General features: G+C 64.8%; 26 protein-coding genes. 19 read left to right on the forward strand and 7 right to left on the reverse strand.

Annotated features, from left to right (window positions below; translation table 11 throughout):
• The first annotated feature begins 1 nt into the window (after position 1).
• From KBY97_RS03530 to KBY97_RS03540, 3 genes are all read left to right on the forward strand, one after another.
• Entirely contained in the window at positions 2-658 is a 657-nt protein-coding gene (locus KBY97_RS03530) for a hypothetical protein (protein ID WP_255145318.1), read from the forward strand.
• 17 nt (positions 659-675) lie between these two features.
• Positions 676-1,803 carry a hypothetical protein gene (locus tag KBY97_RS03535; protein WP_255145319.1) on the forward strand — a complete coding sequence of 376 codons (1,128 nt, stop codon included), beginning with the start codon at positions 676-678 and terminating at the stop codon, positions 1,801-1,803.
• 359 nt (positions 1,804-2,162) lie between these two features.
• Positions 2,163-2,321, forward strand: coding sequence for a hypothetical protein (locus tag KBY97_RS03540; RefSeq protein WP_255145320.1), 159 nt, complete (start codon positions 2,163-2,165; stop codon positions 2,319-2,321).
• A 97-nt stretch (positions 2,322-2,418) separates the two neighbouring features.
• Here KBY97_RS03540 and KBY97_RS03545 read toward each other — a convergent pair whose 3' ends face one another.
• On the reverse strand, positions 2,419-4,806 hold the full coding sequence (locus tag KBY97_RS03545) for a polysaccharide biosynthesis tyrosine autokinase (RefSeq protein WP_255145321.1): 2,388 nt from the start codon (positions 4,804-4,806) through the stop codon (positions 2,419-2,421).
• A 275-nt stretch (positions 4,807-5,081) separates the two neighbouring features.
• Here KBY97_RS03545 and KBY97_RS03550 point away from each other — a divergent pair, with 275 nt between their 5' ends.
• The 5 genes from KBY97_RS03550 to KBY97_RS03570 all read left to right on the forward strand — a co-directional run bounded on the left by KBY97_RS03550 (position 5,082) and on the right by KBY97_RS03570 (position 11,690).
• Positions 5,082-6,188, forward strand: a complete 1,107-nt coding sequence (locus KBY97_RS03550) for an SLBB domain-containing protein (RefSeq protein WP_255145322.1) — start codon at positions 5,082-5,084, stop codon at positions 6,186-6,188.
• A 335-nt stretch (positions 6,189-6,523) separates the two neighbouring features.
• Positions 6,524-7,306 (forward strand): hypothetical protein, encoded by a 783-nt coding sequence (locus KBY97_RS03555; RefSeq protein WP_255145323.1) that lies wholly within the window; start codon positions 6,524-6,526, stop codon positions 7,304-7,306.
• Positions 7,307-7,521: 215 nt separating this feature from the next.
• Positions 7,522-8,217 carry a hypothetical protein gene (locus KBY97_RS03560; RefSeq protein ID WP_255145324.1) on the forward strand — a complete coding sequence of 232 codons (696 nt, stop codon included), beginning with the start codon at positions 7,522-7,524 and terminating at the stop codon, positions 8,215-8,217.
• Between the two features lie 118 nt (positions 8,218-8,335).
• Positions 8,336-10,237 (forward strand): hypothetical protein, encoded by a 1,902-nt coding sequence (locus tag KBY97_RS03565; protein ID WP_255145325.1) that lies wholly within the window; start codon positions 8,336-8,338, stop codon positions 10,235-10,237.
• 613 nt (positions 10,238-10,850) lie between these two features.
• A complete protein-coding gene (locus KBY97_RS03570; RefSeq protein WP_255145326.1) occupies positions 10,851-11,690 on the forward strand; it encodes a hypothetical protein in 840 nt (279 codons plus the stop codon).
• Positions 11,691-11,695: 5 nt separating this feature from the next.
• Here KBY97_RS03570 and KBY97_RS03575 read toward each other — a convergent pair whose 3' ends face one another.
• Positions 11,696-12,259 (reverse strand): hypothetical protein, encoded by a 564-nt coding sequence (locus KBY97_RS03575; protein WP_255145327.1) that lies wholly within the window; start codon positions 12,257-12,259, stop codon positions 11,696-11,698.
• A 31-nt stretch (positions 12,260-12,290) separates the two neighbouring features.
• On the opposite strand from KBY97_RS03575, the gene era reads away from it, so the two are divergent.
• The 6 genes from era to larB all read left to right on the forward strand — a co-directional run bounded on the left by era (position 12,291) and on the right by larB (position 16,425).
• Positions 12,291-13,304: a GTPase Era gene (gene era, locus KBY97_RS03580; RefSeq protein WP_255145328.1), complete on the forward strand. Its 1,014-nt coding sequence runs from the start codon at positions 12,291-12,293 to the stop codon at positions 13,302-13,304.
• 129 nt (positions 13,305-13,433) lie between these two features.
• Positions 13,434-13,907, forward strand: coding sequence for a phycobiliprotein lyase (locus KBY97_RS03585; protein WP_255145329.1), 474 nt, complete (start codon positions 13,434-13,436; stop codon positions 13,905-13,907).
• A 14-nt stretch (positions 13,908-13,921) separates the two neighbouring features.
• Complete coding sequence (trmD, locus tag KBY97_RS03590) at positions 13,922-14,650, forward strand: tRNA (guanosine(37)-N1)-methyltransferase TrmD (RefSeq protein WP_261356284.1); 729 nt, start codon at positions 13,922-13,924, stop codon at positions 14,648-14,650.
• 28 nt (positions 14,651-14,678) lie between these two features.
• Positions 14,679-15,158, forward strand: a complete 480-nt coding sequence (ispF, locus tag KBY97_RS03595; protein WP_255145331.1) for a 2-C-methyl-D-erythritol 2,4-cyclodiphosphate synthase — start codon at positions 14,679-14,681, stop codon at positions 15,156-15,158.
• The gene (locus tag KBY97_RS03600) at positions 15,155-15,628 is read left to right on the forward strand and encodes a TIGR03792 family protein (RefSeq protein ID WP_255145332.1); all 474 of its coding nucleotides are present in this window, start codon (positions 15,155-15,157) and stop codon (positions 15,626-15,628) included. Before ispF ends, KBY97_RS03600 begins: the two co-directional genes overlap by 4 nt.
• A gap of 86 nt (positions 15,629-15,714) precedes the next feature.
• Entirely contained in the window at positions 15,715-16,425 is a 711-nt protein-coding gene (larB, locus tag KBY97_RS03605; protein WP_399217262.1) for a nickel pincer cofactor biosynthesis protein LarB, read from the forward strand.
• Here the strand turns inward: larB and KBY97_RS03610 are convergent.
• The 4 genes from KBY97_RS03610 to KBY97_RS03625 all read right to left on the reverse strand — a co-directional run bounded on the left by KBY97_RS03610 (position 16,413) and on the right by KBY97_RS03625 (position 19,987).
• On the reverse strand, positions 16,413-17,387 hold the full coding sequence (locus tag KBY97_RS03610) for a DUF1517 domain-containing protein (protein WP_399217204.1): 975 nt from the start codon (positions 17,385-17,387) through the stop codon (positions 16,413-16,415). The genes larB and KBY97_RS03610 overlap by 13 nt on opposite strands.
• 28 nt (positions 17,388-17,415) lie before the next feature.
• Complete coding sequence (gene thiS / locus KBY97_RS03615; RefSeq protein WP_255145333.1) at positions 17,416-17,625, reverse strand: sulfur carrier protein ThiS; 210 nt, start codon at positions 17,623-17,625, stop codon at positions 17,416-17,418.
• A gap of 109 nt (positions 17,626-17,734) precedes the next feature.
• Entirely contained in the window at positions 17,735-18,823 is a 1,089-nt protein-coding gene (locus tag KBY97_RS03620) for a thiamine phosphate synthase (protein WP_255145334.1), read from the reverse strand.
• A gap of 147 nt (positions 18,824-18,970) precedes the next feature.
• Entirely contained in the window at positions 18,971-19,987 is a 1,017-nt protein-coding gene (locus KBY97_RS03625; RefSeq protein ID WP_255145335.1) for a bifunctional riboflavin kinase/FAD synthetase, read from the reverse strand.
• A 138-nt stretch (positions 19,988-20,125) separates the two neighbouring features.
• Between KBY97_RS03625 and KBY97_RS03630 the strand changes: the two genes are divergently transcribed.
• Positions 20,126-20,725: a DUF3611 family protein gene (locus KBY97_RS03630; RefSeq protein WP_255145336.1), complete on the forward strand. Its 600-nt coding sequence runs from the start codon at positions 20,126-20,128 to the stop codon at positions 20,723-20,725.
• 12 nt (positions 20,726-20,737) lie between these two features.
• Here the strand turns inward: KBY97_RS03630 and surE are convergent, their stop codons facing one another.
• Positions 20,738-21,559: a 5'/3'-nucleotidase SurE gene (surE, locus tag KBY97_RS03635; protein WP_255145337.1), complete on the reverse strand. Its 822-nt coding sequence runs from the start codon at positions 21,557-21,559 to the stop codon at positions 20,738-20,740.
• 97 nt (positions 21,560-21,656) lie between these two features.
• Here surE and pheS point away from each other — a divergent pair, with 97 nt between their 5' ends.
• The 4 genes from pheS to KBY97_RS03655 all read left to right on the forward strand — a co-directional run bounded on the left by pheS (position 21,657) and on the right by KBY97_RS03655 (position 24,966).
• Positions 21,657-22,664 (forward strand): phenylalanine--tRNA ligase subunit alpha, encoded by a 1,008-nt coding sequence (pheS, locus tag KBY97_RS03640; RefSeq protein WP_255145338.1) that lies wholly within the window; start codon positions 21,657-21,659, stop codon positions 22,662-22,664.
• Between the two features lie 93 nt (positions 22,665-22,757).
• On the forward strand, positions 22,758-23,711 hold the full coding sequence (locus tag KBY97_RS03645; protein ID WP_255145339.1) for an NAD(+) kinase: 954 nt from the start codon (positions 22,758-22,760) through the stop codon (positions 23,709-23,711).
• Complete coding sequence (locus KBY97_RS03650; protein WP_255145340.1) at positions 23,708-24,376, forward strand: response regulator transcription factor; 669 nt, start codon at positions 23,708-23,710, stop codon at positions 24,374-24,376. Before KBY97_RS03645 ends, KBY97_RS03650 begins: the two co-directional genes overlap by 4 nt.
• Positions 24,373-24,966, forward strand: a complete 594-nt coding sequence (locus KBY97_RS03655; protein ID WP_255145341.1) for a DUF192 domain-containing protein — start codon at positions 24,373-24,375, stop codon at positions 24,964-24,966. Before KBY97_RS03650 ends, KBY97_RS03655 begins: the two co-directional genes overlap by 4 nt.
• Positions 24,967-25,014 lie beyond the last annotated feature (48 nt).

Here is a 25,014-nt window from a genome sequence, read left to right on the forward strand (position 1 = left end):
CATGCCTGAATCCCTCGTGCGTTTCTGGCTCGGTCTTGCCGCCGCAGGCTCCGTCGCCGCCACCTTTCAGGTGGTGTTCTGGCCGCGCTGGCCCAGCGCCTCACTGCCGTCCACCGCCAATCTGGCGGTGGACGGATACACATTGAGTCCTGAGGCCGGCAGCCCGGCAGAGCGAACGTCCGACCTCGCCATCAGCCCCACCGTCCGCTACCGGATGGTGAGCAACGGCAGCAGGCCGGAGCAAGCATCCCCCCTCACCTTGCAGCTGGCCATGCTCTCCCCTCGCAGGCTCGGAGGCTTTCAGTTGGCAGCCGCCACAAAGGAGCGGCCCGCCTGGCACATGAGCCAGCGGAGGCTGCAGCAGCTTGGGGATGACGAAATCGCAATCGGCACCATCAACAACCGCCTATCGGTGCAAACCTGCTTAACAGCAGCCGAAAAAGGCGCTGTGACGGAAGCAGTCTTCGGAGCCACGGTCATTGCTCCCGCCAATCGGCGCCAGCAATTGGAGCGTGTGCTGGGGATGCGACCAAACCGGCGCACCGATTGTGTCCTGACGACCATCAGCAGCTTCGGTGGGCAACAACCGGAGGCTGCATCCTTGCTTGAGGCGTTCAGTGAACTGAGGCCACAGCTTAAACTCCTTCTCAATCCATAACCACCGCCCGAGAATTCATGGTAGACCCCGGCATCCCGGAATCTGAAGTTACCGAGTCAGCGACAGGCTCAGAGTCAGCGACAGCTTCCGAAGCAACAACAGGCGCCCTGATCATTGATGAGGCGTTGGGTGCTGTCACTGAAGACACTGCAGCGAAGCAGCAAGCAACTGTTGTCCATAAATCGCGCGAATCTCAGTCGCCGCTTCTGGCCGTCGGTGGAGCCTCTCTTCTCGCCTACAGCTCTTACAGTATTATTTTCCTGATCGCATCCAATCCATCGCCTGCCCCGATTGCAGTGCTTGATCGGATCACAGGCTTCATCAGCTTGCTTCCGCAATTCATCCTGGGATTTGTTCTGCTGTTCCAGAGCTTCTCGCCTCAGGCAATCCAAAGCGAATCGATCTGGAAGAAACTCCTACGCCAGCTCGTTGCTCTGCTCGCTATTGCCTATCTTGTCTGCGCTCCAATCAGCACCATTCAGGCTATCAGTCAAAGGCGTGTTGAAATCTCTAATTTCACCAGAGCCAATCAGCAGCTTCAAGAGCGAAAGCAACAGATCATGGGTGCGATCGCCAACCTCACAAGCAAGGAGCAATTTGAAACTGCTCTTCAACAATTCACTGAAATCCGAGCGATCAGGATCGACCCCACAGCTCCTCCAGCAGAGACAATTGCTGGAGTTGAAACCGCCATTGACAACGCCCTTGACCTTCAGATCCAGAATTTGCGTGTACAGGTGGAGCAGCGTCTTAGCGGCCTCCAGTCTCGAGCCAGACTGGCCACCGCAGGCTCATTGGTGTCAGGCATTGCCTTTGTGGCACTCGGCGTGCAAGTGGTTCCTTGGATGGCTGGGCTGGCACGCTTCATCTCCCAATTGCAGAAACAGGCAATGTTGCTGTTCAGGCCACTCCTCCAACGGTTGCCTGGCACCGGGAAATCGAAAGCTTCGCCTGAAGCCGCTGCCAAGGCAGCCAAAGCCAGAGCCGAGTCTGCGCGACGCATCCATGCCAAGCGCGCGGCAGCGGCGAGCAATCAACGCCGCTGGCAAAAGGCCTGGGCTCAACTTCAATCCAACCTGGCCAAGCTCCGTCCCGGTGGCGGCACGAAGCGATCACCGAAGTCTTCTCGCCGCCGCCGTTCGTGAACGAACGCCTGACCAAGATCTTCCGGCGCTGGCGCAACCAACCGCCGCCCTTTCGCTTCGACTGGGTCTTACAACAAGAGCTCGCCGTCGGTCCTGCACCACGCACGATCGACGACTGGGCCGCACTCCAGCGTGCTGGATTTCGCTCAAGGTTCAGCTGCTGTTACCCAGAGGAGGAACGGCGATGCGCCAAGCCACCTCCCGGCATGTGCCATCGAGGGCATTCCCTGCCCGATCACAGGGAGCAAGAACCCTTGCGGCAAGAGCAACTGAGCAAAGCGATCAGCGAAGCGCAGCACCTACTGGAGGCCAGTCCTCCCCTGTATTTGCATTGCTGGGCGGGCCAGGAAAGATCCTCCTTGCTCGCTGTCGCGCTGGTGAGCAAGCGGCGGCACCTCTCGCTGCTCGATGCCCTGCTATGGGTGCGCCGCACCCATCCCAACGCCGCCCCCCTCTACCCACACCTTGAGGCGCTGGAAAGTCTGTTGTCTTCAGAGCAAGGCATAGAGATCAACTGATTGGTTGGCGCTCTGAACCAGTGGCCTTCCGCACCATTCTTACGCAGAGGAGTATTGCTCAAAGAAGATATTGATGAGAGTAGATTTGCACTGGTCATCAACGGCCGCTCCGGTCAAACGGATTCATGCGAGCTGTAGCGGATCGCAACCAGCTGCCGTTTGAAGTTTGCCTGTTTGAATCATCGCTAGCATCCCCACCATCTCCAGATGCGGTTTGTGAACCACTGGCCTGATCGGGAGCAGATGCGGAATCCGATGGCGAAGACGCTCTTGCCTTGCCATAGGTGTCCCTGTAACCAGATGAATAGGCGTAGTTATAATGGTAGCCGTATTGGTAGCCATAATCATTGAGCCGGGTTGGATACGCCACTTGGTTACAAATAAGCCCAAGGATGTCCACCCCTGTGGCGCGAATCCGTTGCAGGGCTTGCGGCACAATTTCTCGATCCACCTTGCCAAGGCCGATGAGATAGAGGATGCCATCCACCTTTTCACCAAGCAGCACTGGATCCGAAAGGAGCAAGCTGGGAGGTGTATCAAAGAGAATGATGTCGTAGTCGGGCAGGTTTCGAATCTGGCCAATCAACTCCACCATCCGCTGAGAGTTCAGCAACTTGCCGGGGTCAGGAGGCCTTGGGCCAGCTGTAAGAATCGAAAGATTCGAGGCTGGATCAACAGTTCTGATCATGTCAGCCAATTGCAAGGAGCTGTCGCTGAGCAGGTTTGAGAGACCCGCAGGATTGTCAATGCCAAAGTGTTCATGCTGCTTTGGAATGCGCAAGTCAGCGTCAATCAGCAGGATTTTCTGGCCAAGATCAGCAAGGGTGCTGGCAAAGATGGTTGCCGCAGTGGATTTCCCCTCTCCTTGGGTGGCGGAAGAAAGCACGATCAGGCGAATCTCACGATCCGCACGTAACAGACGGAAGGTGGTGAACAAGCTGCGGAGCGACTCCTTAACCGCAAACCGCTCAGAACTGGAGAGATCGCGCAGGTTTTGCAGAACAGGTCGGCTGGGATCAAGCGGGAGGTATGGAATCAGGCCAAGAACGGGCAGATTGAGATCCTGTTCCACTTCCTTGGGCGTATGAAACACGTTATCGGTGCGCTCCCTCAGCAGCACCACACCCACGCCCACACCGGCTCCAATCAACAGCGCCCGCATAAATTCATTGAATAGATTTGGGCGTACGGGGATATCGCCAAAGGCTGGAGGCGTAAGGATCTTCCATGGAACAGTTTCCTTGGCAACTTCCAGCCTGAATGTTTCACGGGCTTCGATATAAGACAGAAAGTTTTGGCGAGCAACATTTAGGCGTTGCTCAAGGTCGTCAAACTGTCGAATCTTGTCTGGATTTCGCCTGAAGTTTTCATTCAAAAGCAGGATCTGTCTGCTGATTTCATCCTGCTGCGCTCGATTGACAAACAATTGACTGGTCAAGGCGTCGCTGGCTTGTTGCTGAACCAGCGGCCGGAGCCTGTCGCGCTGAGCTTCCAACGCCTGAACTTGAGGAGAATCGGCGCGGAACGTGGACTTGGCCGATGCAATGGAGAGCTCCAGCTGATTCAACCGGTCTTGGGGGGTTTCCGTGGTTCCCGAAGCGGGCATCTGCTGCTCGGCCCGAGGCGCCGTGGAGAGGCCAAGATTGTTGGGCGCTTGGCCCTGGGACAACGGGCCGCGCTGAAGCCCTGAACCAGCGCCGGCAGATTGGGCAGAGGACCCACTCAGACCACTGTTCGCCGGGGTGGTGCGGATGGGAACGGAGATCGAGGCCACACCGAGATCCACCAAGCGTCCGGATCGAACCGAAGCCAGCTGGGTTTCAAGGGTGGACTGCTGAACCTGAAGAGAGCGCAGTGAACTGAGCAGGCCGTCGCGTTCACCGATGATTGCGGCCCCCTGCACGCTGGGTTCAAGAAAGCCGTTGGATTCACGAAATCTTTTGAGGGAATCCTGCAATGTGGCGACCCGCTGCTGCAGGGCGGGAGCCTGCTGGTCCAAGAAGGCCAAACCCTGGCCCAGCTTTTCTTGGCGCTGCTCCAGTGCGTAATTAGGGTAGTTTTCAGCAAGGGCCGTTAGGATCCGTCTGCCCTCTACGGGGTCGTTCCAGAACAGGCTGACGTTGAGCACACCGGTGCTCGATTGCGGCCCGCCGGAGGCCGTGATGCTGAGGCCGCCGATCAGAGAAGAGAGTGGGACTTTCTGCTGTTTGGCAATCGGCTCAAGCAACAGGGGGCTACCAAGAAGTTCAATAAGGCTGGGAATATTGGCGTTGATTGTGCTACGCGCCACGCTCTCCACGGTGCTCGGCAACCCCCCCGGACTGTTTCCACTGGGATTCAGCGGATCGGTAACCAGCAAACGGAATCCGCCGACATAAACAGGATTGAGGATCCGCTGACGAAGCGTGTTCGCTGCCAGCACAACGGTGGTGACCCCGAAGACAAAAAGGAAAAGGCTCTGGCGACGCCTGAGCGTACGCAGCAATTTCTGGAGCCCGGAGGGTTCCTGATTGCCCCCGTTGCCGGGTGTGTTAAACTGACTGGAAATGGGGGTGCCATTGGCGGAGGAAGGGGGCCCTGCGGATGTGGGTGGAATCGCAGGGTCCGAAAGCATTGTGATCGTGAATGGGGGAGAGTTCTGGAGGCTACCGAACGGGTCAAGGGCCAAGGGTGAGCAGCCACACCTCGGGACCGCAGAGGACTAAGTATCCTTTGGGCCAAAGGTTAGTCTGCACCATGCCTTCCTGGGATAGAGGTTCCTTGCAGCGTCCTTTTCTGGTGGGTGTTGCCGCCTCTCTGCTGCTGGCTCACCCAGGGGCTGTCGCAGCTTCAGCCGCAGCCGCAGCTGCCCCACCCACACAGATCCAGCAGCGGCCCTCCGCTGAGCCACTGCAGCTGGATGCCTACATCCTCGGCCCCGGGGATGTGCTGGAGCTGCAGCTGCTCGATCCCTCCGCCCAGGCGCTCGGCGGCAGCCTGGAGATCCTCAACGACGGCACCGCCTCCCTCGCCCTGATCGGCTCGGCCCAGCTCAGTGGCCTCACCCTCAGCCAGGCCACCCAGTGGCTCACCCTCCTCTACCGGCGGGTGTTGCTGCGGCCGGAGCTCACGCTGCGTGTGGCACGGCTGCGGCCGATGCAGGTGTCGGTGCTGGGCGAGGTACAGAACCCAGGGCTTTACAGCCTCTCTCCGAGCGGCGAAGGATCCGCAGTGCAAGGAGCACCAACCACATCTCCCGGTCTGCCCACGGTTGTGTCAGCGATTCAGAAAGCCGGTGGCATCACCCTCAACGCAGATCTTCGCCAGGTGGTGTTGCGTCGACGCCTGCCTGGCAATGAAGCAGAGCAGAAGCAACTCGACCTCAACTTGGTGGAGCTGGTGCGCAACGGCAATCAGCGCCAGAACCCGTTTCTGTTCGACGGAGACACCATCTTGATCGCGCGGGCCGCCACGCCCCCGCCCGATGAGGTTCTCGAACTCGGCGCTGGCAACCTTTCGCCCCAGACGATCACCGTGAATGTGATCGGTGAGGTGCGCTCCCCGGGCCGCATTCCTTTGCGCGCCAACACCCCTTTGATGGACGCCCTCCTCACCGCTGGCGGGCCTGACGACTGGCGTGCCGATGAGCGTGGCATTCAGTTGATCCGCGTCAACCGCAACGGCACCGTTGAGCGACGCACCTTTGCTGTCGACTACAGCCAGGGCGTGTCCACGGAGAAAAACCCACCGTTACGGGAGGGCGACACTGTGCTGGTGAGCCGGAGCCTTTACGGAAAGTCGGTGGACATCCTCAACCAGGTGATCCTGCCGATCGGGCAGCTGCTCAATATCTATGTTCTTTATGACAACATCAACAACAGGTTCTGAGCATCAAGTTCTGAACGGCACTTGCCAAGCAGCCGGTGCCGGTGCCTAAGGTTGAACGCCAGCATGAGGTCGTGATGGAAAACGATACAAAAGCTGTCTTGCGGGTGATCGGGGTCACGGCTCTCCTGCAGCTGGTCTGGGTGCCAGTGGCCGTCATCGATCGAATGGAGCGCCACCGCGTCAGTCAACTGGTGGTTCCATCCGTCAACCAACCATTCGCCTCGGGGCGCAACCCACCCCCATCGCCACAAGCAGCATTTGACAATCCGGTGCTGTCAGCACTGCTGCTGGATTCCTCAGCGTCCCAATCGGCCACGTCCGATCGCCTAAAGCGCATGGACGCTGCCGCGGCCGCGGCTCTCTCCTCGCCGGAACAGGCAGGTTCTGCCGCGCAGCAGTTCAGTGCTCTTGGCAGCACCCCTTTGCTCGGCAGCGGCACCCCGTCCACCCACTCTCCCTTGGGAAGCGTGGAGGTCTTCCGTGACGCGCTGGGAATTCTTCGGCCGGGCACACCCGCCGGCTTCAGCAAGGCTGATCTGCTGGGCGGGCCGCTCACCCTCGCCTCATCCGGGGAAGCGGCCATGCCGGTTCTCGCCAGGGCTGAGCGGGCCCGCTGGGCCAGCAGCGGCGATCAGCTGGCACCGCTCCCCGCCCATTGGCGCCAGCCCATGCGCCAAGCGGTGCAGCAACTGGTGTCGCCTGGTCACGAAACGCCTGCCGAGCTCTCCGCGCGGGTAATTCACATTCCTTCAAGTCGCCTCCGGGCCATGGAGCAGGTCCCCGTTGCGATCCGCGACGACGGGACCGCCACCGTGCTGCGCGCTCCCATCGACAACGCGGCGCTCCAGGAGATTGAGGGCTGGGCCGCGCGTCAGCCGCTGCCGAAACAAGGGGTCGTGGACACGGCGCTCCTCACCCTGCATCCGATGCCGCACGAACCAGGACCGAGCCCCACCCATCCTGCGCACGCCGTGCCCTTGCCCTTGGCCTCAACCCCAGCCCCGGCCCCAGGGCCAAGCGCACCTGCTCCGAGATCGGCAGGGGGATCGGCTGGCCTGCCTGCCCGCCTGGACAACCCCAGCCCCCCAAGCGATCACCAAGCCGGTCCCCTGCAATGAGGCAACAGGGAGGCAACAGGCAGCCCCACATGAGGCACCCCTTCAGGTGGGGGCCAGCTCATGTTGACAACACCCCCTTGATGCACTAATTTGGACAGATACGGATTTTTTAAGGCCTGATGGCAATCCAATCTCAGCGCGCAGCTCTCGCTGCCGTCGTCGCCATCGCAGCTGGCGCCATTTTCACAGGAGGGGCAAAGGCCGCTCCTGTGTCTGTGACCTTCACAACCACCACCTTTCCTGAAAAAGCATCATCTGGCTTGCCTGCAACCCAGGATCTCCCCATCGACCTTGATGCGGTATCGTCCCCGGCTTTTTCTGGATATATTTCACGCCTGAATCCCAACAACCTTCCTGGGGGATTCACCAATACCGGTTTTGCTCCGATGTCAGCTTTTGACGGAGCTACTGGACAAATCTTCAGGCAAGTAAACGGCCAAAACACATTCCGCTTTCAGTATTCTCAAGTCGGCATCGCCGAAAACGTTACCCCTATTTCTTTCAACAAGACTCTCTCCTCATTCTTCGACAGTTTCTACCTCACGGGTACCTGCACAGTTTGCGGACCAGGAGCACTGATCCAATCTCAAACCACGACCGCTTTCGGTTCTGCCACTGTGGATAGCAGTACATCTCCCGCTGAAGGCAGCTACAGCTTCTCTTCCATCACCATTCCAATCACCTATGGAGACACCGGTTTTATCGGAACTCTTCAATATACAGGTATCAATTCCTTTGAAACAGTGGACAACGAGAGCGAACAATCCGTGATCGCTCCCATTTCCGCCACGGGTACTTTCACCTTGACGGCTGAGCCCATTCCTGCTCCCCTGCCCCTTGCAGGCGCAGCACTAGCTTTTGGTTGGAGCCGCAAGCTTCGTCGTCGGATCGCCGATCAAACGCTCGCTTGAGCCAATCTGTTTCTACTGATGGGCTCCCAAGGGAGCCCTTTTTTTATGTTTGATGTGAGGAACAACCTCTAGGCATGTGCTCTATGCACCTTCCCAATCCACTGCTTGCACGAACACCTTGAATCTTGAGCCCTTGATGCTGCTGCTTCAAGGCAGGCGGCTTGTCTTGCACACAGGCACCACGAAAACAGGCAGCACCAGCCTGCAGCAATATCTATTCACCAATCATGCTGCGCTCAAAGCGCAAGGTATTTTATATCCCACAAGCATTTCGACGTCCGATCAACCTAAGCACCAGTGGCTGATCGAATGCCTAGCACGTAGAAACCAGGCGGCACTCACATCCGCATGCGAGGAACTCGGCACGGAGCTGGATGAGCAAGTCCACACCGTAGTCCTATCAACTGAAGGACTTTACAATCACTTCTACGACTATATTCATACTGCCAAAGAAGGATTGGCTCAACTATGCGCCAGCATAGATGTTGAAGTTGTCGTTGTATTTCGCAATCCCTTTGACTTCTCCCTTTCTTCTTTCAAGCAGGGTCTGATCAATCCTCCAAACAGCTGGTCACCCTACTACGGGCATACACGCAGTTTGGAACAGCTCTGCAGTGATCCAAAGTGGTTGCAACGGCTTAATTTCCAAGACTTCGTAGAAACCTGGCGCCAACTTGTCGGCAAAGAGGGCATGCGTTGCTTCCCATATTCCAAAGCAATTCTGAAAACACTATGCAAGCATATTCTTGATTTCGATGTGTCTTCAGAGCATCAATTGCCCAACGCCAACAGGTCGGTTGGCTTGCTGGGCGTGGATCTTCTGCATGTGCTGAATCGCCATCAGCTACCAAGCGATCCACGTGCCCTGGCCATTGAGCACGTTCGTTCAATTGATGCTCTAAAAAAAACGCCATTCACTCACAGCAAGATCTCCCATGCAATTGTCGACAGGCACTGCACGGCAAGTCTGCTGAAGCTCTGTGCCACGACGCCCGAGCTCACCAGCATGGTGGGGAGCCATCTGCAAGCACTGTCAGCATGGGCAGGTGGCATGCCGATTGGATTCAAGCGAGATAGAACGGACACAGCATTTCTTCTTTGCCTCGAAGCAGGCTTCATTGAGGAGCAGACGATCCTGCTGGTTCAGAGCCTACGTCTGTTCGGAGGTTGTTATTCAGCCTGCCCAATCTATCTTGTCTGTCCTCGGCCGCACAGAGCCCCATCGAAAAGAACGATCCAAACACTTGAGTTGATGGGTACCAATGTGATCATTGAAAACCTAAACCACTCATTAGATCACTTTCCATATGCCAACAAAGCCTATGCGCTGGCCCACCTTGAGGAGCACAGCAATGAGCAACAGATCGTATTTCTAGACTCCGACACTTTGGTGCTGGATGAACCTCGGTCTTTGGCAATCTCTCATCAGCATGATTTCGCCGCCAGGCCTGTTGATGTGCGGGGAATCTGCAGCAGCCCACTCGACAACCACTATCACAGCTATTGGGAACAGCTGTGTGCACTCGCTGGTGTTTCGATCGAGGCGTTACCTTGCATCCTCACCGGCGTGAGCAAGGAAGCCATTCATGCCAACTACAACGGGGGACTGCTGGTGGTGCGCCGGTCATTGGGGTTCGGCAGCCGCTGGCAGAATCTGATCGAGCAGGCGTGGGAAAAAGAGATCACTCCAAAGCCTGGCAATTTCTGGGGCTCAGGGCAATCCACGTTCGCGGTGGCGGCCCATTCAATCAGTTCACGGGTTCATCTACTCCCAGAGGGTTACAACATCCCTCTCCATTCCCCAGCACCCGGCCTGGATCTGCCACCACCAGAACATCCAAAGCACGCTCACTATCACTGGTTACTGGAAACAGAGCATTTCTCACAAGGTCTCCAACAACTCCTGCGCCTGGAACTTTCCAGCCACTGCCGAACCTTCCTCCAGGCCATGAAACCATTCCAGCATCGCCGTGGCGGTTCGCACACCGGCTTTCCCGAGAGCCCACAATCGGCGGCTTGACCAACACAGGGCGGGGACGCGGCCTGTAGCACCATCCCCGTCGGAGCACTGGAATCGGCGCTCTGTCCAGGCCGCTGGCGATCGCGCCCGATGGCCAATGGCCACTGCCCTAAGGCCAGAAGGTTTCCGTCCCCAGGAAAGCTGGTAAGATCCGTCAAGAAAATGGCTTGTTGTGAAAGGATCCTGCTTGTTGCGGAATGTTCCTTTCACCGATGGGCTACGTAGCACTTTTTTTTCGAGGGATGCTCGGTTGAGAGATCGCCTGCTCAACATCTCTCTGTTGCACAGTCGACGGGCCCGGGCCCAGGCGTTAGCTCTCGCTATTGCTCCGGCCATTGTTCTGCCCGGTGTTGCCCACGCTTCAGCGCAGCCTTCCTGGAGCGGGGGTGCCGCACCAGGCCTCTCCACCCCCCAATGGCGCCCGGTCGCCGTGGAAAGCGCCCCAGCAGCTTGGAAGGTAGTCAACACCGACGGCCCGGCAAACGCCGCGTCCAAGCCATGGACCAACAGCGGCGACGTTGGGAGCGCAGAGTCAACCCCCGCCACTCCCGCGCCTGGCTGGCAGACCACGGCGGAGTCGGAGCCGCTCCCCACCGGCAGCAGCGCGCCCACGTTGTTCACCCCGGCAGAAACGGCGGCCGCCGCCATTCCCCAGCCCGTGCAGGTGATGGCCCTCTCGCGGGGAATCACAGTGAACCGGGAGCTCTATCCCGATGTTGCGCTCACGATCCCGAGTGGGTTCAAACGGGATCCACAGCGCTTCCTCACGGTGTCCATTGATGGCGCTGAGCGGGTCAGAAAGGAGTTTTTCCCTGCCGATTGTGACCGCAACGATTGCGCCGATATTGAGCTCAATTTTGAGCTCGCCCTGTTGCAGTCTGGTCCGGTAAGCCTAGAACTGCTTTACAACATCGGTGATGTCACCAGCCGCAACGGCTCCGGTTTATCCGCGCAAAGCCTAGGGTTTCGATTGGCTGGAAATCTCTCAAAAACCGTTGGCATCGCAGTTGGCGGCGAATCACTGGTGAACCTGAATCCAAGCAGCCCCTGCCTGGACATCAACCAAGCCTGCGGTCAACTCAAAGGCCGCACCTTGTTCGCCGTGGCCTCTGCAGCCTTCCCCCTCTCCAGCCGCCCAAATCCCCCGGTGATCACAGTCACTGCTGGGGCGGGCAACGGCTACTACGGCTACAACGGCAGCGCCAGCGATAACCAGTGGGGGCCGATCGGCAGCGTGTCCTATGCATTTAACAACCGCGTGTCTGTCGGGGTTGAATACAGCGGCTATGCAATCAGCGCGGGTGTATCAGTACGCCCGCTGGAATCCTTCCCACTCACCGCATCACTGTTTGCCACTGACTTCCTCGGCAATCTGCCCAACAACATTGAAGGGTCCTGCGGCAATCAGTCGTGCTCGCTGCGCGTCCTAGGACGCGTGACCTATTCGTTCTGAGGGCCTCAGGCGGGCTCTGCCACCTGCTCGATCGCCGCCGCGATTGCGACGCGCTGCTCGGTGTCGTAGCCCCAACGATCCAGGAAGGCCACGTCGTCACCGCGGCCGGCCGTGGCCTCCAACAGGGTTTCCAGCCGTTCCTTCACCGCCTGGGGCTCCAGCAGGCGCAGCAGCTCCAGGCAGCGCTGGTGCACCCGTTCGGAACTGGCCTGCATGGCCCCATCCTCCTGGCGCTGATGGTGCAACGCCATCGCCGTGCTCATCGCCAGGTTGCAGGCCGTGAGATCGACAACCCCGGCTCCCGCCTGGCGCAACTGCCACACCAGGCCATCGGGCAGGCGGTCCATCAGGGGGGAATCGCCGGCCAGTGCCACCACGAAGAACCCGCGGGCGCCGTCGCGGCTCTGCACCAGCTCCCCCACCCGATCAGCCAGCACTTCGTCGCTCAGCTCGCCGTTCTCCCACAACCCCAGCCACTGGGCCGTGATCTCCATGGCCTGCGGAAAACTGGGAACAGCGGCGGGGCTTCCGGCCCCTGCAACGAATGAAGCCGGGGTGGAGGCAGACATCGACGGCCCGTGGGGTGACACTGTTGAAGTTATGCATTCTCCGCTCCTACCGGCGACCCATCCGCCCGACTTCCGCTCCGGGTTCGTGGCCCTGGTGGGGCGGCCCAACGTCGGCAAATCAACGCTGCTCAACCAGCTGGTGGGGGAGAAGGTGGCGATCACCTCCCCCGTGGCCCAGACCACCCGCAACCGTCTGCGGGCGATCCTCACCACCCCTGCCGCCCAGCTGGTGCTGCTCGACACCCCCGGCATTCACAAGCCCCATCACCTGCTGGGGGAGCGGCTGGTGCGCAGCGCCCGCTCCGCCATCGGCGACGTGGACGTGGTGCTGCTGCTGGTGGATGGCAGCGAGCTGGCCGGACGCGGCGATGGCTTCATTGTGGAGCTGCTGCGCCAGAGCCGCAGGCCGGTGCTGGTGGCCTTGAACAAATGGGACCTGGTGGACCCAGCCGACGCCACCGCCCTGCAGCGCAGCTATGACGCCTTGCTGAACGACCGTGGAACCACCGGCTTCCGCGGCGACGAGCCCGGCGGCGCCCCTGCTGATGCCGCCAACGGCGCAGGTGCCATGGCAGCCCTGGCCCCCTTCGCCGAACTGTTCCCTTGCAGCGCCACCACCGGCGAGGGCTGCGAGGCGTTGGTGGCGGCCCTCACGGCACGGCTGCCGGTGGGTCCGGCGCTCTACCCGGCCGACACCATCAGCGACCAGCCGGAGCAGCTGCTGATCGCCGAACTGATCCGCGAGCAGGTGCTCACCCTCACCCGCGAGGAGATGCCCCACTCGGTGGCGGTGCAGGTGGAGCGGATCGTGGAAGACGGCAAACGCACGGCCGTGCTCGCCACGGTGGTGGTGGAGCGCTCCAGCCAGAAGGGCATCCTGATCGGCAAGGGCGGCTCCATGCTGCGCGACATCGGCAGCGGCGCCCGCGCCCAGATGCAGAAGGTGTTCGAGGGGCCCGTGTACCTCGAACTGTTCGTGAAAGTGGTGCCGAACTGGCGCCGCAACCCGGCGCGGCTGGCGGAGCTGGGCTACCGGGAGGAGTGAAGCCAGCCGACGGGCCACGCATGCTGCGCAGTGGCGTGCTCGGCCTTGCCGCATGGCGGCCCTGAGCCGTGCTTCGGCCGCGCCTCCCTGAGCCGTGCTTCAGGATGGGCGCACCGCCCGCCCGCCGCCATGACCGGCTCCAGCCCCGCTTTTCCGCCGGCGGACCTGCCCGCCTTTCTGCAGCTCTGCGCCGGCCGCTGGATGGGTCTGCGCAGCACATTGGCGGGCAGCGCCAGCAGCGACCCTGACGACGGCGCCGCTCCCTTGAGCGAGCGGGGGGAGGTGGAGGTGACGCTGCTGGCGGCAGGCGCGGCAGGCGACCTGGGCGGCCTGCAGGTGAACGCCCCCGAGGGCATCCACAGCACACTTGGTTTTGACGGCGACGGTGGCCTGCGCGGCGCAGCCGGGCCGATCGGCCGCTGGCAGCTCTGGCCCGACGGCAGCCTGGAACTGGAGCTGCAGCGCCATGAAGGGCTTGTGCGGGAACGCATCTGGTTCACCAAGCCGAACCTGCGGCTGCGCAGCAGCGTGGAGCACCGCGCCGATGGCAGCGCCGCTGTGGCCAGCTTCTGCAGCGAGATCCGCCGCGTGAGCGCCTCCTGAGCACCGTGAACGGCCTGCGGATCGATGTGGTGACGCTGGTGCCGGAGGCCTTCGAGCCCCTGCGCGGGCTCGGGGTGATCGGCCGCTCGTTCGCCGCCGGACGGGCCAGCCTGCACACCCACAACCCCCGCGATTTCGCCACCGACCGCTACCGCAAGGTGGACGATGTGCCCTACGGCGGAGGTGCGGGCATGGTGCTCAAACCCGAGCCCGTGTTCGCCGCCTTCGAGGCCATCCCGCAACTGGAGCGGCGCACGGTCTTGCTGATGAGCCCGCAGGGCCAGCCTCTGCAGCAGGCCCACCTGCGCCACTGGGCCACCAGCTGCGACCAGCTAGTGCTGCTCTGCGGCCACTACGAGGGCTTCGACGAACGCATCCGCAGCCTGGCCGATGCGGAGGTGTCGATTGGCGACTTCGTGCTCACCGGCGGAGAGCTGCCGGCGATGACCGTGATCAACGGGGTGGTGCGGCTGCTGCCCGGCACGGTGGGCACCGCCGCCTCGCTCGACGACGAAAGCCACAGCGCCCTGCTGCTGGAGCATCCCCAATACACCCGCCCGGCCAGCTTTCGCGGCCTGGAGGTGCCCCAGGTGCTGCGCAACGGCAACCACGCCGTGATCGCCCGCTGGCGCCACGATCAGCAGCTGGAACGCACCCGCGAGCGCCGCCCCGATCTCTACCAGCGCTGGCTGGAGCAGGGGGAGGCCACGGGCGACGCGTCCGGGCGGGGAGAATGCCCATGATGGCTCCGCTTCGCCCCACGGCTTCGGCATGCAGCTGCGCATCGGCAACGGCTACGACATCCACCGGCTGGTGAGCGGGCGCCCCCTGATCCTCGGGGGCATCCGGCTCGACCATCCGCTCGGCCTCGACGGCCACAGCGACGCCGACGTGCTGGTGCATGCGCTGATGGATGCCCTCCTGGGCGCCCTCAGCCTCGGCGACATCGGCCGCCATTTTCCGCCGGAGGACCCGCGCTGGAAAGGCGCCGACAGCCTGCAACTGCTGGAGCGGGTGATGGAGCTGGTGCGCGCGCGGGGCTGGCAGGTGGTGAACGTGGATGCGGTGGTGGTGGCGGAGCAGCCCAAGCTCAAGCCCCACATCGAGGCCATGCGTGCCGCCATCGCCGCCCGGCTGGCGGTGGAGCCCGACCAGGTGGGGGTGAAAGCCACCACCAACGAAGGTCTGGGGCCCACCGGCCGGCAGGAGGGCATCGCCTGCCACGCCGTCGCCCTGCTGCAAAAACCATGAAGGCCTGGTGGCTGGCGCTCTGCCTGGGGCTGGCCCTGCTGGTGGCCCCTGGGCTGCAACCGTCCATGGCTTTCGCCGCGCCGAGCATTGCCGGCGCAGGCGAAGGCGTGGGAGCAGGCGCAGACGTGGCCACCCCGGCTGGAGCTGCAGCCATTGAGCTGTTGCGGCTGCGGGTGCCGGCGGCGCAGCGCAGCTGCTGGTTGCAGGCGGAAGCGGCGGGTTGGGGGCCCTGGTTGCAGCGGCAGCAGGGTTTCGCGGGCCGGGAGCTGTTCTGGAATGCCCGCGACGCCGAAGGGGTGCTGCTGATTCGCTGGCGGCGCCCGGGCGATTGGCATGGCATTGCGGCAGCCAGCCTGGCGGAGCCCCAGCAACGCTTTGAGGCGGAGGCACGCCGCTGCCTGGCGCTCGCCGCCACCGCAGACAACCCCTTTGTGCTGCTGGGCAGCGCCGAACTGCTGCCGCAACCATGAACGACTCCGGCACCGGGCCGATCCCCCCCCAGAACGCCCCCCAGAACACCCCCGAGAACACTCCCCCGCACGCCCCGGTGGATGGCCTGATCGATGGGGTGGCCGAGCTTGATCTGGAGCGTCCGCTGCGGCTGGGGATGGCGGAAGCGATCTGGGGCCAGGACAAGAACGCCGCGCAGATCGCCGCCATCCTGCAGCGAGTGGCCCAGACCGCCCAGACCGCCCTGGTGACGCGGGTGAGCGAAGAAAAGGCCGCCGCCGTGGCTGGCCTTTGCCGTGTGTCGCTGCCGCGGTTACCGGCAGGGCGGGCTCTGGCCTATCACCCGATCGCCCGCTGCCTCACCCTGGGCCTGCAGGAGGGCAGCAGCGAAACGCCCTTGGGGGCCACGGCGGCGGCGGCGGTGGCGGTGGTGTGCGCCGGCAGCAGCGATCTGGCGGTGGCCCAGGAGGCAGGGCTGGCCCTGCGCTGCCATGGCATCGCCCACGACCTGGTGGTGGATGTGGGCGTGGCGGGTCTGCAGCGGCTGCTCGGCAAGCTGGAGCGGCTGCGGCGGGCCCGCGTGTTGATCGTGTGCGCCGGCATGGAGGGGGCCCTGCCCACCGTGGTGGCCGGGCTGTTGCCCCAGCCGGTGATCGCGGTGCCGGTGTCGGTGGGCTATGGGGTGAGTGCCGGCGGCATGGCGGCGCTGCACGGCATGCTCGCCAGCTGCGCGCCGGGGCTGGCCGTGGTGAACATCGACAACGGCTACGGCGCCGCCATGGCCGCTCTGCGCATCCTCAACGCTCAGAGGTGCTGAAGCTGCGGGTAGGCGGTGAGCAGTTCCTCGGTGCTGAGCACCTCGCCCTCGCCTTCGGGCTGCCAGATCACTTCCAGCGCCAGCAGATCGCTGGAGCTCACCGCGCCCAGCACGCTGAGGGCGTTGCGCAGGTCGTCGGCGCTGCTGGCGGATTTGATCGGGATGCGGCCGCGGCTGGCCACCAGCAGGGTGATGGCGATGAAGTCGCTGGTGGCATCGGCGTTGCCCACCGGCGCGGCGGCATCTTGAAAGCGCTTGCCGCCCACATTGGAGGTGACCTCTCGGCGCAGCTTGCTGCGCTCGGTCATCGAGAGGCGGTTGAAGGTTGTTTCAGCGCTGGGGAACGGCACCTGGCCCACTTCCACGTTGGCGTACACCCATAGATCGGGGTTGCGCAGCAACGAAAGGGTGGTTTCCTGCAGCACCCGCTGCAGGCCGGCGCTGTTGCCGGTGTCTGCTGAGGCCGCCAAACGGCGCAGGTCGGTCTGCAGATCGCGGGCCGTGGCGAGCAGGCCCATCTGCAGCTGGGCAACCGCCACGGGGCCATCGGCGCGGGGAGCGGCCATCGCCCCGCCGCCATTGCCGCCGGGGAGCCCACCGCCACCCCGCAGGGAGTTGGCGATCACGCCCACGATCGACATCAGCACCAGGAAGCCGAACAGGCCGCCGCCGCCGAAGCCGAAGATCGGAATCAGGAAGGGAAAGCCGATGCCGCCGCCAAAGCCGCCGCCCCCCCGGTAGCCACCACCGCCGAAACCACCACCACCCCCGCCGCTGAAGTTGCGCGGCATGGAGGGGGCGGAGCGGAAACTGCCGCCGCCGATGCGGCCACCGCTGGCGGCCTGGCTGGGCTGCGGCGCAGCGAACATCACCAGGGCGCTGAGCAGGAACGGCAGCACCAGCCAGGCCGAGAGGCGCCGGCGACCTGCGCTGGCACGGCCAGTGGCTTGGGAAGAGAACACGTCAGTTGCCGCTGCGAATGCAACGAATCTAGGAACCACCCCCCACGATGGTGACAACTTCCAGCACGTCGCCCTCGCCGAGAGGCTGCTCCGGCCACTGCCGCCGGGCGAGCACCTCGTCGTTGAACTCGACCACCACCAGGCGGGGTTCATAGCCGAAATGCAGAAGCGCCTCCTGCAGGCTGAGGCCTGCGGGGCACTGGCGGGCTTCACCGTTGAGTTGCAGGGAGAGGGTCACGGCAGCGGAAGGGCGAAGAGGTGGTGGAGCCGACGGCTGGGGGGCAGGGGTGAAGGGGGACAGGCCGAGGGTGTCAGAGGTGACGGCAGGGGCGTGAAGGGAGCGGTGGTCAGGAAAGTGGTGGCAGGGCGGCCAGCAGCTCCCGGCTGGCCGCCGCCGGATCGGGGGCCTCCATGATCGCGCGCACCACCGCCACCCCATGCGCGCCGGCCGCCAGCACCGGAGCGAGCGTGCCGGCCTCGATGCCGCCGATCGCGAAGAAGGGAAGCGGGCTCTCCGCCGCGGCCTCGCTGAGATAGCTGAACCCCACCGGCGCGCGGCCGGGCTTGGTGGGCGTGGCATGCACCGGCCCCACGCCCACGTAGTCACAGCCGTCGGTCACGGCCTGGCGCAGCTGCTCGATGCAGTGGGTGCTGCGGCCGATCAGCCGCTCCGGGCCGAGCAGGCGGCGGGCGATTGCCGGCGGCAGATCCCCCTGGCCCAGGTGCACGCCATCGGCCTCCACCGCCAGGGCCAGATCCACCCGGTCGTTCACCAGGAACAGGGCGCCATGGCGAGCGCAGAGCCGGCGCAGGGCGGTGGCTTCGGCGAAGCGCTGGCCGTCATCGGCCTGCTTGGCCCGGTACTGCACCAGGCGGACCCCCGCCTCAAGAGCCGCCGTCACCGTGGTTTCGAGAGCTTCGAGGGTCTGACAGGGGCTGGTGATCAGATACAGCCGGCAGGAGGCCAGCTGCTGACGCCGGTGGCCCAGGCCCGCCGTGGCCTGCAGCACGGCCACTTCCAGGTCGTAGGCGAGGTAGCGCAGCGCCGAGGCCTCCGCCGCCAGCTCGGGATCGCTGCTGCGGCCGAATTCTTCGAGCACCCTCAGGGCTTCCTGCACCCGGGCGGCATTGGCCCCCAGCACCGCAGCGGAGCCAAGCCGCTGCTGCTGGGCCGGATGGGCCATGCCCGCCGCCGGATCGGTGGCGCTGTGGCGCGCCTGTTTATAGATGTTCTGATGGCGCCGGCCGAGCCGCTGGCGCATGTCCTTGCAGCGGGCCACCAGGTCGTCGCGGCCGAGGCCGAAGCGGCACCAGTCTTCGATCACGCGCAGGCCCTCCCGGGCGCGGTCGAGATTGGCATCCAGCAGGCGCAGCACCGCCGGCTCCGCAAGCGGTTCCACGGGTTCTGGAGCAGGGGCAGAGGAAGGGTCGTCCATCGGAGCAGGGGAAGGGTTGAGGCGGGCAACGCCGCGACGGCGCGGCGGGAATGTTGGGACGCGGCGGGACACCCTCGTTAGGGTGAGGGGCCATTCCCAGAGCCCATGAATTCCGGCGGCGGCGACAGTCCGATGTGGGTGCTGGTTTCAGGGATTCTGCTGCTGGGTGGCATCGCCGCCTTCATCAGCTGGGGCCTCACGAACGCCTATCCCGCCAGCTGAGCTGGCCAGCGCCGCCGCCAGCACGCTGTCGGTGATCAGGGTGCGGGCCTGTTCGGCATCTTGGCCGATCTGGGCCTTGAGCGCATCGAGGCTCTCGAAGCGCTGCTGGGACCGGAGCAGCGCCAACGGTTGCACCTCCAGCTCGCGTCCTTCCAGCTCAATCTGGCGATCCAGCAGGTGCACCTCCACCGCCGAGGGCGCCAGGGGGTCCACCGTGGGTTGTGGCCCCAGGTTCATCACCGCCGCCATCGGGCCACTGCCGTGGCTCCAGGCCAGGGCGGCATAGACCCCCTCCTGCGGCAGGAATTTGCGCCCGTCCACCTCCAGGTTGGCGGTGGGCCAGCCGAGCGTGCGCCCCAGCCGGCGCCCGCGCACCACGGTGCCGCTGAACCGGTAGGGCCGCTCCAACAGGCGGCCGGCCTCAGCGATGCGGCCAGCGGCCAGGGCCCGGCGGATGCGGCTGCTGCTCACCCGTTCGCTGCCATCCCACAGCATCGGCAGCACCGACACCTTGAGGCCATGCAAAGCGCCGATCGCGGCCAGGGCCGTGGCATCGCCGCAGCGGTTCACGCCGAAGCGGAAGTTCTCGCCCACCGCCACCTCGCGGCACTGCAGGGCCCCCACCAGCACCCGTTCGACGAACTCCTGCGGTGTGAGGCAGGACAGCTCCCGGGTGAAGGGCACCAGCACCAACTGGCGGATGCCGAAAGGTTCCAGGAGGGAGAGTTTCTCATTGGGCAGATCGAGCCGCAGGCGGGGTTCGCCGTGCAGCAGTTCGCGGGGATGGGGCCAGAAGCTCACCACCGTGGGCACCAGGCCCGGCGTGGGGGCGGCAGCGATTGAGGCGATCACCCGTTGGTGCCCCTGGTGCAGGCCGTCGAAACTCCCGAGAGCGACGGCGGTGGGGGTCAGGGCATCCTGGGGAGATCGCAGCGGTATCAACTGTCCAGACGGTTTCCGCAGGGGTCCATCCTTCCACGCGGCGCCAGGTGCTGGGGATTGGTGGTCAGGGCCTCGCAGCACGGGTGGCCGGCCATGCCAAGTTTGTTGCCATTCGCCCTTCCACCGCAAGCGCCGCCGATGGCCGATCGCCTCGATCTCCAGCAGGTTTCCGCGGCGGTGCGTCGCCTGGCCTGGATCCGTTTCTGGACCCAGGTGGTGCTGGCCGTGGTGGTGGTGGGGGTGCTGATCTTCAACAACATCGGCTCCCGCTTGATGGCCAACACCCAGCGAGCCCTGGGGTTGGGTCCCGGGTTGTCGCTCACGACGCTGTCATTTTTCGTGCTGCTCTGGAGCCTCTGGCAGGGCTGGTTGATGGTGCGCTGCGGCCGCGCCCTGGCCAGCCCGGTGCGGCCCAGCCGCGGCGAAACGGGGCGGCTGATCAAACGCAGCGTGATCGGCGATCTGCTGGGCCTCACCCTGGCGGCGGTGGGCTATCAAGCCCTGGCCGGCAGCCTGTTCGTGCAGGCCTCCATGCAGGTGCCCGGTTTCTTCGGCGCCCAGATCACCACGCCCGGCGGCACCGGCAGCAGGGTGATGGGCCTGCCGATCACCTCGATCGAGATGCTCTCGGTGTTGAGCAACACCCAGGTGCTGTTCGCCCACCTGGTGGGCCTGCTGCTCAGCCTGTGGCTGCTGCAGCGGGTGTACCGGCCGCTGCCGTCAGAGCGGCCCGGCTGAGCGAGGCCCTGCTCAGCCGGACCCTGTCGCCGGCAGCGCCAGCAGCGGATCGAGCCCCGCCAGCTGCGTGAGCGCCCCGCGCCAGAACAGCTCCGGCTGCAGCGGTGTGAGCGCCGCGCCGCCGCTGTGCACCTGCTCCACATCCGTGGGCCAGTCGCGCGGACCGGCTGTGGCCGCCTCCAGATCGTTGACCACCTCACCGGCCAGCCAGTAATAGGTGCGGCCGCGGGGATCGGTGCGGCAATCGAACTGATCCACATAGCGGCGCACCGCCGGGCGGCACCAGCGCACCGGGCCGATCGCGGCAGCGGGCTGGGCGGGCACATTGAGGTTCAACAGCAGGCCTTCGGGCCAGCCACCGGCGAGCATCTGCTCCGCCACCTCCAGCGCCAGGCTGGCCGCCGGGGCGAATTCGCGCCAGTCGAAGCAGGCGCTGCTCACCGCCAGCGCCTTGAGCCCCTCCAGGGTGCCCTCCATCGCCGCCGACACCGTGCCGGAATAAAAGACATCACTGCCCAGGTTCGGGCCGTGGTTGATGCCAGAGAGCACCAGATCGGGCGGTTCCGCCAGCAGCCGGCCCAGGGCCAGCTTCACGCAATCGGAAGGGGTGCCGCTGCAGGCCCAGGCCATCACCCCTTCGTCGAACAGGGCATCGGCCCGTTCCGCCCGCAGCGGGGTCTGCAGGGTGAGGCCATGGCCGGTGGCGGAGCGTTCCTGGTCGGGGCACACCACCGTGACCCGATGGCCCCGGGCGGCGGCGGCATTGGCCAGGGTGCGGATGCCCTCGGCGAAGACCCCATCGTCGTTGCTGATCAGGATGCGGAGGCGATGCATCGGTGCGAGCACAGCGGCGGCAAAGGTGGAGGAATCCAGCCTGGCGGCAACCTAGGCGGCCCGGATCCGTACAGTCGAGCCGCTACGCCACCCCTCCGTGAGCGCCACGATCAGCCTCCAGCAGCTCACCGATCAGCTCGATGCCCTTGAGGCCGAAGCGGCCGCCGAGCTGCGCGCGGCTCCAGCCGCCGCCGACCTGGAGCAACTGCGGGTGGCGCTGCTGGGCAAGAAGGGGCGGCTGTCGGTGGTGCTCGGCGCCATGGGCAAGCTCTCGGCCGAGGAGCGGCCGCTGGTGGGGCAACGGGCCAACCGGCTCAAGGAGCAGCTGCAGGCGCTGCTGAACGAACGGCTGGAGGCCCTGCGCGAGGCCGCCATGGCCGAGAAGCTGCGGGGCGAAAGCCTCGACGTGACCGCGCCGAGCCGCTATGTGCCCGCCGGCCACCGCCATCCGCTGATCACCACCACCGAGGAGATCGTCGACATCTTCGCCGGCCTCGGCTACCGGGTGGAGGAAGGCCCGGAGGTGGAGACCGATCACTACAACTTCACCGCCCTCAACATCCCGCCCCACCACCCGGCGCGGGACATGCAGGACACCTTTTATCTGACGGCCAACACCCTGCTGCGCACCCACACCTCGCCGGTGCAGATCCGCCATCTGGAGCAGAACCCTCCGCCGGTGCGGATCGTGGCACCGGGGCGCGTGTACCGGCGCGATGCGGTGGATGCCACCCATTCGCCGGTGTTCCACCAGGTGGAGGTGCTGGCGATCGACGAAGGGCTGGATTTCAGCCACCTGCGCGGCACGGTCACCACCTTTCTGCAGGCCTTCTTCGGCGACCTGCCGGTGCGGTTCCGGGCCAGCTACTTCCCCTTCACCGAACCCTCCGCCGAGGTGGACGTGCAGTGGCGCGGCCGCTGGCTGGAGGTGATGGGCTGCGGCATGGTGGATCCGGCGGTGCTCGAAGGGCTGGGGCTGGATCCCGAGCGCTGGAGCGGCTTCGCCGCCGGGCTGGGGGTGGAGCGCTTCTGCATGGTGCGCCACGGCATCGACGACATCCGCCGCCTGTACACCAGCGATCTGCGCTTCCTCGAACAGTTCTGAGCCTGCGGCACGCCCGCCAGGATCCCCTCACCGCCAGCACCCCCTGAGACCCCGAGCCCCCTCATAAACTCTCGAAATCTCTGCGCGCGATCGGTGCCCTGCGTCGGACTGATCGTCAACGACGGCAAGGCTGTGGCCGTCCGCACCGCCGATGCGATCGAGGCGCGCTTCACCGCCGCCGGTTCCACGGTGGTGCGGGTGAGCAGTTCCGGCGGCATGGTGGGCTTCGCCAACCCGGACACCCACCTGCGCAGCCTCGGCTACACCGCCTGCGTGCCGGCCAGCTTTCACCCCCAGATGCAGCTGGCGGTGGTGCTTGGCGGGGATGGCACCGTGCTTTCGGCCGCCCGCCAGACCGCCCCGATCGGGGTGCCGATCCTGACGATCAACACCGGCCACATGGGCTTCCTCGCCGAGGCCTACCTCAACGAGCTCGATGGAGCCCTCGACCAGTTGCTGGAGGGCAAGTGGACGGTGGAGGAGCGCACCATGCTGGTGGTGAGCGTGATGCGGGGGGAGCACCGCCGCTGGGAGGTGCTCTGCCTCAACGAGATGGCCCTGCACCGGGAACCACTCACCAGCATGTGTCACTTCGAGATCGCCATCGGCCGCCACGTGCCGGTGGACATCTCCGCCGACGGGGTGATCCTCTCGACGCCCACGGGCTCCACCGCCTACGCCCTCTCCGCCGGTGGGCCGGTGATCACCCCCGACTGCCCGGTGCTGCAGCTCACGCCGATCGCGCCCCATTCGCTGGCCTCCCGCGCCCTGGTCTTCAGCGACCGGGAGCCGGTGACCGTGTTCCCCGCCACGCCCGAGCGGCTGATGATGGTGGTGGATGGCAGCGCCGGCTGCTACGTGTGGCCGGAAGACCGGGTGCTGATCCGCCGCAGTGAACACACGGCCCGCTTCGTGCGGCTTCAAGACCACGAGTTCTTCCAGGTGCTGCGCAACAAGCTGGGCTGGGGCCTGCCGCACGTGGCCAAACCCGACAGCCATGAGCACGGCGGCGGCCCGCGCCCGGAGACCGGGACTGAGCGGGCGTGAGCCAGCCGTTGATCCTGCTGATCGGCCCGGAGGCCGAAGCGATGGCGCCGCGGCTGGAAGCCTCCGGTTACCGCACTGCCCTGGCAGGCTCCCTGCCCGAGCCCGCCGCCGTGGTGCTGCTGTCGGGGGAGATCGGCACCCTCAGCATTCCCGCCCTGCGGCTCACGATGGAGCGCGTGCCCCTGCTGCTCGACATCGTGGACGACAGCGTGGAGGGCCGCTCCGAGTGCCTCAGCGCCGGCGCCAATGATTTCTGGCTGTCATCGGCCGGCGCCAGCGATCTGCTGATGCGGCTGAGGCTGATCCTGCAGCGGCGCGCGCAGCCCCTACCAATCAAAGGCGTGCTGGAGGTGGCCGATCTGCGGCTTGACCCCACCCTCAAACGCGCCCAGCGCGGCAACCGCGTGCTCACGCTCACGGGCCGCGAATACCGGCTGCTGGTGCTGCTGGTGCGCCAGGCGGGCGAGGTGCTTAGCCGCGAGCAGATCCTGCGCGAGGCCTGGGACGACCCGAGCGAAGCCGCCAGCAACGTGGTGGAGGTGTATGTGCGCTACCTGCGCCAGAAGCTGGAGGAAGGGGGTGAGCGCCGCTTGATCCACACGGTGCGGGGCCGGGGCTACTGCCTCTGTGATCGCCAGCTCCCCAACGGCAAGCCGGCGCCATGACAGCCATGGCCATGCGCCCCAGCGCGCAGCTGCCCGCAGTCCTGGCGGCCATCTGGAGGCTGATGGGGCTGGGTGGGCTGATGGGGCTGGCGGGGGTTGTGCTTCAAGCCGGGCCGGCCGGGGCCATTGGAGCCGGTCCGGCGCGCACTGCGCAGGGCCCTCCGCAGTTTCTGCCGTTGGAGGCCGAGTGGTGCCTGGAGCAGCCCGCGCTGGCCCCCCGCCCACCGGCCGGCTGCATTCAGCTGGAGGTGCCGCGCAGCGCGCGCCAGATGGCCCTGGGGTTGATGGAGCGCCCCCCGCTCGGTCCATTGCGGGGCATGTGGTTTCGCTTTGATCCGCCCACCCCGGTGAGCTTCTGGATGCACCGTGTTCGCCAGCCGCTCGACCTGATCTACCTGCGCCAGGGGCGGGTGATCGCGATCGATGCCGCCGTGCCGCCCTGTTCGCGCCTGCCGTGCCCCAGCTACGGGCCAGCGGAACCCGCCGATGGGGTGGTGGAGCTGCAGGCCCACGAAGCCCAGCGGCTCGGGATCGTGGTGGGCAGCCCGGCGCCCTTGCGCTGGCTGCAGGGCCGGGGCGCGGGAAGCTGAGCGCAGATCGACGCCACACAGGGAAGCTGAGGCAAACTGCGCAGCGGA

Origin of the sequence: Synechococcus sp. ATX 2A4 (genome assembly GCF_024346375.1) — a bacterium.
Taxonomy (GTDB): Bacteria; Cyanobacteriota; Cyanobacteriia; order PCC-6307; family Cyanobiaceae; genus MW101C3.

Excerpts from the sequence above, each read along its gene's own strand:
- KBY97_RS03655 (WP_255145341.1), top strand. The coding sequence starts at position 24,373 with ATGACAGCCATGGCCATGCGCCCCAGCGCGCAGCTGCCCGCAGTCCTG.
- KBY97_RS03600 (WP_255145332.1), top strand. The coding sequence starts at position 15,155 with ATGAAGGCCTGGTGGCTGGCGCTCTGCCTGGGGCTGGCCCTGCTGGTG.
- ispF (WP_255145331.1), top strand. The coding sequence starts at position 14,679 with ATGCAGCTGCGCATCGGCAACGGCTACGACATCCACCGGCTGGTGAGC.
- KBY97_RS03530 (WP_255145318.1), top strand. The coding sequence starts at position 2 with ATGCCTGAATCCCTCGTGCGTTTCTGGCTCGGTCTTGCCGCCGCAGGC.
- era (WP_255145328.1), top strand. The coding sequence starts at position 12,291 with ATGCATTCTCCGCTCCTACCGGCGACCCATCCGCCCGACTTCCGCTCC.
- KBY97_RS03555 (WP_255145323.1), top strand. The coding sequence starts at position 6,524 with ATGGACGCTGCCGCGGCCGCGGCTCTCTCCTCGCCGGAACAGGCAGGT.
- KBY97_RS03535 (WP_255145319.1), top strand. The coding sequence starts at position 676 with ATGGTAGACCCCGGCATCCCGGAATCTGAAGTTACCGAGTCAGCGACA.
- surE (WP_255145337.1), bottom strand. The coding sequence starts at position 21,559 with ATGCATCGCCTCCGCATCCTGATCAGCAACGACGATGGGGTCTTCGCC.
- KBY97_RS03585 (WP_255145329.1), top strand. The coding sequence starts at position 13,434 with ATGACCGGCTCCAGCCCCGCTTTTCCGCCGGCGGACCTGCCCGCCTTT.
- KBY97_RS03630 (WP_255145336.1), top strand. The coding sequence starts at position 20,126 with ATGGCCGATCGCCTCGATCTCCAGCAGGTTTCCGCGGCGGTGCGTCGC.
- KBY97_RS03620 (WP_255145334.1), bottom strand. The coding sequence starts at position 18,823 with ATGGACGACCCTTCCTCTGCCCCTGCTCCAGAACCCGTGGAACCGCTT.
- KBY97_RS03575 (WP_255145327.1), bottom strand. The coding sequence starts at position 12,259 with ATGTCTGCCTCCACCCCGGCTTCATTCGTTGCAGGGGCCGGAAGCCCC.